The organism is Acidobacteriota bacterium, assembly GCA_039028635.1.
GTDB lineage: Bacteria > Acidobacteriota > Thermoanaerobaculia > Multivoradales > JBCCEF01 > JBCCEF01.
In genome coordinates this window covers 1-4,988 of record JBCCHV010000114.1, presented here as the reverse complement: position 1 = coordinate 4,988, position 4,988 = coordinate 1, and the positions used below count along the sequence as shown (strand labels likewise).

Here is a 4,988-nt window from a genome sequence, read left to right as displayed (position 1 = left end):
GCCAGTTTGCTTCACCTGTACAGTACTAGCCATATAATTCTATGCAAGGGTTTGCCCGTATGTTTCTGATAATGCATCGGCCGGGCGCCCCTGAAATAAACAGCAGGCGCTGAAGAAGCCGCCTCGCGGGCTTCTTCAGCAGCCTGCTAGGCTCCGGGACATGATCAAGAAGATGCTGCTGGCGATGGCCCTGTGTTGCGCCGCGATTCCCGCTGGGGCCGACCGCGACCTCGGTGAGATCGACTTCCCGACCTCCGGTGGTGCCGAAGCCCAGGCCCACTTCGAACGCGGCGTGCTCTGGCTGCACAGCTTCGAGTACGACGACGCCCGGGCCGAGTTCCGTCGCGCCCTCGAAATCGAGCCGGGCTTCTTCATGGCGGTGTGGGGCGAGGCGATGACCTACAACTACCCGGTGTGGGCACAGCAGAATCCCGAGGAAGGACGCCAGGCTCTTTCACGCCTCGGCCAGTCGTCGCGGGCTCGCCTGGCCAAGGCCCCGACCACTCGCGAAGGGGCCTATCTGGCGGCCGTTGAAGCGCTCTTCGGTGAGGGCAGCAAGCAGGAGCGCGATCTGCTCTATGCGGACGCCATGGAGCGCTTGGCGGCAGCCCACCCGGAGGATCTCGAGGCGGCCAGTTTCTACGCCCTGGCGATTCTCGGTACCGCCGACGGCGACCGCGACTACTCGATCTACATGCGCGCCGGTGCCGTCGTCGAGGAGGTCTACGCGGCCAACCCTCGCCATCCAGGAGCCCTCCACTACCTGATCCACAGCTATGACGATCCGATCCACGCTCCCCTCGGTCTGCGGGCGGCGCGGCGCTATGCCGAGGTGGCGCCTTCGGCAGCTCATGCTCTCCACATGCCGTCCCACATCTTCTTCGCCCTCGGCGACTGGCAGGCCAGCGAGGCCTCGAACGTCGACTCCTTCGATGCCGCGGCGGCGCGCGATCGCCGCAACGACCATGCCCTCTTCTGGTGGCACTATTCCCTGCTGCAGCAGGGACGATTCCAGGAGGCGGCGGAGCGCCTGACCTTTCTGGTGGCGGCCTTGGCAGAAGCCAGCGATGCCCGGGGGCGGCGCCATCTCGCCTACATGCGCGCCGGCCACGGGATCGAAACCGGCGACTGGCCCTCCTTGCCTGGAGATCTCGATCCGGCGGACCTGCCGGCAGCGGCGCTGGCGACGGAGGCTTTCGCTCTGGGTTACCGCGCCTTGGAGGCCGGCGACCTGGCAGCCGCCGAGGGCGCCTTGGCGGAGCTGCGAGGAATGGCGGGCGAGCTCGCGGCCGGTGATGCCGAGGCCCTGATGGCGGGTCAGCTCGAGGCGCTGCTGTTGCATCGGCGGGGCAAATCGGACCGCGCCCTCGAGGTGCTGCGGGCGGTGGCCGACGCCGAGGACGCGCGCAGCTACGACATCGGACCGCCGGTGCCGGTGAAGCCGTCCCGTGAGCTCCTCGGCGAGCTGCTCCTTGACGCCGGTCAGGCGGATGCGGCGCGACGCGAGCTCGAGCTCGCCCTCGAGCGCCAGCCGAATCGCTCCTCGGTGCTGCGAGGGCTGCTCCGCGCCGCCTGCGCCGGCGGCGATGGCGCCGAGCGCGACGCCTGGTCTCGGCGTTTGGCGGCCAACTATGTGGCCGCCGACATGGCGGTCAAGAGTCGTTCGGGCTGCTCACCGGCGAGCTAGCGGCGGGCTGTTCCTGCCCTTGGCGTGCCGGTAGGGCGATGGCCGCTTCGAGGATCTCGTCGCGTTGCGAGAGCATGCCGTCGAGGGTCGGCTCGACCAGCACATCGGGCTGAACCCCGCGGTCGGCTTCGAACCGCTCCGGGTTCTGCAGGTCGAAGGTCTGCAGCAGGAGAGGCACCCGGACATCGATACCGCTGTGGGGCAAATTGAGAAAGAACAGGATGCCGGCCGTGAGACCGGAGACATTGCCGCCGGTCTTCTCACCGACCAGCCGCGCGAAGGCGCGGTCCTTGAGCAGCGAGAGCAGAATGGTGCTGCCGGAGCCGTTGAAGCGACTGGTGAGGACGAGAACCTCGCCGCGGAAGCGATCCGGGTGGGGTTTCAGGTTGCGTCGCTTCGCGCCCAGGACTCCGGGCTTGAGGCGGAACAGGCCGTTGTCCGCCGGCTCGAACCACTCGGCCCGGGGATCGAGCGCCTTTTGCTCCCAAGTCGATAGATAGGGCTTGAGGTCATCGCCGATCGCGGTGGTTTTGGTAAAGGCGGCGGCACCGAGCTCGAAGGGGCGATCGGCGAGGAGCCGGAGCAGGGCGATCATGGCGTCGTCGCTGCCACCGCCGTTGTTGCGCAGGTCGACGATCAGGCGCTCGACTCCGTCGCCATTCCACCGACGAAAAAGCGGCGCGAGCTTCTTCTCGGCATTCACCGGCTGGCGGTAATTGACGAAGGTGTCGACCGCGAGATAGGCCGTCTTGGTATCCAATCGGCGATGGCGAACGGCGTCTTTGAAGTCGAGGTAGCGCACCGCGTCCGGGCCATCGAGGGCAAGCCACTCGTCGAAGGGAATCTTCTTCACCTCGATCGTGCGCCGCTCGCCGCCGGCGGCCGGAAGGATCGTCATCGCGACCGCCGGGTCGTCGCCGAAGAGCAGCGAGTAGAACTGCTCGAAGGTGTTGCCGAGAAAGTCACCGTCCTGCTCGAGGGAGGCATCGCGCAGGTCGTCGGCCCAACCGTCGACGGGAACGAAAGGGCGCAGGGCCGCCAAAACCTCGGAGGTCGGCCGCCCGGCGAAGGCCACGACCTGGTCGCCACGGCTCAGGCCGCTGTCGGCGACGGCGCGCTCGATGAACAGGCCCTCATCGAAGACCCGGAAACGGAAGGGAAAGAAAGCAGCGCCCTGCTGCTTGTGCTCGGCGAGGACGGTCGGCAGCTCGGCCCGGGTGTGCTCACAGCGCAGCAGGGCGAGCAGGCGCGAGATCTCGCGATACCAGTCTTCGAGGCGAGGACCGGTGGCGGCGAGGGCCTCCAGGGACCGCCAGGCAGGCTGGCGATCCTCGCTGCTGGTGTATCGATCGTAGCCGGGATGGATACGTTCGAGAGCCTTGCGGAGGAGTACCAGCTCCGCCACCGCTTGCTCGGCGTCGAGGGCGTCGGTCGCTCTCTGAACCGGAGGAGGGTCGCCCGCCGAGGCGGCCGGGGTCATGACCAGCAGACTGAAGACGGCGACGAGCGCCGTCGAGGCGAGGCGGCGAGAAAAGCTGAGAAGCTCGGTGCGCATGGGGTCGAATCTCCCGACGCCGTCCGGCGGAGATCAGTCTCCGGTCCACGGCGCCGATGTCTGCACCTTAGGAGGCGCCGGCGAAGGATGCGTGCCGAATCCTGAAAAGGCCCGCCGATTCAAGCTTTGGTACGGCTTTCTGCGCTCTCGGAGCGGGCTTCCCCGGGGTGGCGCGACTGTCGGCGCCAGGCCGAGGGGGTGGTGCCCGTGTGGCGCTTGAAGGAGCGGTTGAAGGAGGTCTTCGAGTTGAACCCCGCGGCGAGAGCGACGTCGAGTAGCGAGGCATCGTCCTTGGGGTCCGCCAAGCGCGCCTGGACGGCGGCCACACGATAGCCGTTGACGAGGTCGTTGAAGTTGGAGTCGAGGCCCTGGTTGATGGCCCGCGACAGGGTGTGGGTGTTGGTCTGGAAGTGGCGGGCGAGGGACGCCAGGCTGAGGCTGGGATCGAGATAGAGCTTCTCTGCCTCGAGGCGCTCGATCCAGGGCGCCACCCGGTCTCGCCAATCGGGTTCTCGGGAAGGGGCTTCGGCGGGCGTCGCCGCCATCGGCATCGCCGGATACGAGACCTCGGCGTGGCGGTAACCCTCGATGCCGAAGTAGTAGATGGCGAGGGCGACGCCGAGGTGCATGGGGTAGATCTGGACGTAGGCGAGTGACTCCACGAGCAGGTTGTAGCCCTCGAAGATCAACACCAGACCGAGGCACAAGGCGAGGCCGAGGAGGAAGTTCCGCAGCCAGGGCAGGCGATAGTTCTCACGGTCCGAAACCTCTTGCGGCAGCCAGCGCTGGTAACGCCGGAAGCGTCGGATCGAGAGGCCGAGGGCGAGCCCCACGGAGAGCACCGACAGGACCGTCTCAGCAGGTAAGAAGAGGCCGGCGTGGTAAGCCTGATTGGCGGCGTAGCGTTGCTCGAGGGAGAGGAACAGGAAGTGGTAGGCGTAGTAGCCGAACTGCAGGACGGCGGGCAGGAAGAGCCAGCCCCAGCGACGCGGCAGCCGGCCGTGGATCAGGCGAAATGGGTAGAGGTAGATCAGCGGCCCGAAAGACCAGGGCACCTCGAAGGGGGCGAAGGTGAGCCACGGATAGGCGCGGTAGAAGCCGGCGAACCCGAGGATTTGGGGCATCTGGGAGAGGCCGACCAGCGCCAGCAGTGCCGCCAACAGGCGGTTGGCCTGCCGGTTGCGGCGCCGGAACAGGAGTAGCAGCGCCACCACCGCTCCCTGGACGACGCCGAGGGCGATCAAGCCGCTGCGCCAGCCAAAGTCGATCACCGCCTCGCCCCCATAGGCGAATTCTCCGCCGCCCCCGGGGACGAGTCAAACCTTCAGGTCCTGGAACGTGATCGAGAGGATTTGCGTCTGGGCAGCTCAGCCTTCTGAACACAGGGCCTCGCAGCAACGAGGGCTGAAGCAGGAGTGACGACACGAGCCCAAGATCGCGATGGAAGAACGCAGCCGTCTGCTAAGCAGGCGGCTTCCGAGCCCATCGGGCGAGGCGGCGCCTTTGGCGCCGAGGTCGGGGGTGAAGGCGCGCGACATGCGCGAAGCCGGGCCGCGTAGGCCTGAGGGGGGCGCCTTTAGCCACTGCTGTCCCACAAAGTTTTCAGAGAGCGTTGATCGGGAGTTGGAGCTGTGCTTCTGGCGGTTCTTTGGGCGGTGGTCTGAGGAGCTGTAGGAGGTTTCTTCGGTCGAAGAGGTTGAGCTGGAGGAGCCTGAGGATCTTCTGGAGAGAGCCTTCGACCTTGGC

At 66.9% G+C, this 4,988-nt stretch carries 3 protein-coding genes; 1 reads left to right on the top strand and 2 read right to left on the bottom strand.

What is annotated here, in order from left to right; translation table 11 throughout:
* The first annotated feature begins 160 nt into the window (after window positions 1–160).
* Complete coding sequence (locus tag AAF604_24725) at window positions 161–1,687, top strand: tetratricopeptide repeat protein (protein ID MEM7052890.1); 1,527 nt, start codon at window positions 161–163, stop codon at window positions 1,685–1,687.
* Here the strand turns inward: AAF604_24725 and AAF604_24720 are convergent.
* Together AAF604_24720 and AAF604_24715 are read right to left on the bottom strand one after the other, a co-directional pair.
* Complete coding sequence (locus AAF604_24720; GenBank protein MEM7052889.1) at window positions 1,653–3,242, bottom strand: S41 family peptidase; 1,590 nt, start codon at window positions 3,240–3,242, stop codon at window positions 1,653–1,655. The genes AAF604_24725 and AAF604_24720 overlap by 35 nt on opposite strands.
* Window positions 3,243–3,361: 119 nt before the next feature.
* Window positions 3,362–4,513 (bottom strand): AraC family transcriptional regulator, encoded by a 1,152-nt coding sequence (locus AAF604_24715; protein ID MEM7052888.1) that lies wholly within the window; start codon window positions 4,511–4,513, stop codon window positions 3,362–3,364.
* Window positions 4,514–4,988 lie beyond the last annotated feature (475 nt).

Excerpts from the sequence above, each read along its gene's own strand:
- AAF604_24725 (MEM7052890.1), top strand. The coding sequence starts at position 161 with ATGATCAAGAAGATGCTGCTGGCGATGGCCCTGTGTTGCGCCGCGATT.
- AAF604_24720 (MEM7052889.1), bottom strand. The coding sequence starts at position 3,242 with ATGCGCACCGAGCTTCTCAGCTTTTCTCGCCGCCTCGCCTCGACGGCG.